This is a genomic window from Microbacterium sp. B24 (assembly GCF_000333415.1).
In the GTDB taxonomy this organism is placed as follows: domain Bacteria; phylum Actinomycetota; class Actinomycetes; order Actinomycetales; family Microbacteriaceae; genus Microbacterium.
This window is the reverse complement of record NZ_BADB01000113.1, coordinates 1-1019: the sequence shown is the minus strand read 5'-3', so window position 1 is coordinate 1019 and position 1019 is coordinate 1. Positions and strand designations below refer to the sequence as shown.

The window sequence follows — 1019 nt, the reverse complement described above, 5'->3', positions numbered from 1 at the left end:
CGTCGCCGCGGTGGCCCAGCTCACGCGCGCGTTCCGACAGCATCGCCGCGACCTCGGCTGCCTGCACCGCTGACAACGCTTCGATCCGCACCGTCCGCGTCGAGCCCTCATGGTCCAGGACGGCTTCGTCGCCGCCCACGAGGGTCAGAACGGCGCGACAGCGCGGCGGCGGCGGCGCGTCGCCGGCCACGACGACGATCGGGATCTGCGCATCCGAAGGGACGCGGGCCGCGCCCTCCACGACCACGAGAGCATCGCCGGCGCTCGCGAACGCGTGCGGGAGCGGCACGTGACCCACGATCGCCTCCACGGCGTCGAGGTCGACGATCCGGACGCGGCCGGGAGCATGGACGAGGCAGATCTGCATCACGAGCCCTCGGACCACCGCCGTTGTCTGTGCGAGAGGACCGCGCACTGCCAGCCCCGCCCGCAGGGGCACGGTCACGGGCGCATCATCGAGGCGCCGAGCTCGCCGTCGCACCTCACGCGCGGCATCGTCGGCGGGCTCACCCTCGATCCGCAGGCTGCTCGGCCCCTCTCCACGCCCGACCACCAGCACCTCCTCGCGGCCGGGCACCGAACGCCATACCTCCGCCTCATCGGCGCACAGCGTCGCCACGTCGGGCGTGCGCCGCCACGCTCCACGCCGCTCCGCGTCATGGCGCCGATCGACCGCTTCGTCCAGGTGCGCCAGCAGACGGAGGTGTTCGCGGCGCGCACGCCGCCGGGCACGCCTGGTCGTCCGCAGCCCGTCGACGAAGGACGCCACCGCGACGAGCGGCCCGAGAGCTGCGAACCAGAGGGCGTGGGCCGACCCCGTGACGCGCCACAGCACGAGCGCACCGACGACGGGAACAATGGCGGTCACGACCGGCAGCGGTGCCCGCGCCGGCGGTGTCGGGGCGGGCGGAAGGCGCAGCGGCTCGTCGTCGAGATCGTCGACATCGGTCATGTCGGCAGTCAAGCGCGCCGGCGCCACGAGGCGACGCGCACCGGAGCGACCGGTGCGCGAAGGACGT

At 74.2% G+C, this 1019-nt stretch carries 1 pseudogene; it reads right to left on the bottom strand.

Annotated features, from left to right (window positions below):
- Positions 1-952, bottom strand: a pseudogene (locus I5I_RS02610) (FtsK/SpoIIIE domain-containing protein); the annotation flags it as partial.
- Between the last annotated feature and the right edge of the window lie 67 nt (positions 953-1019).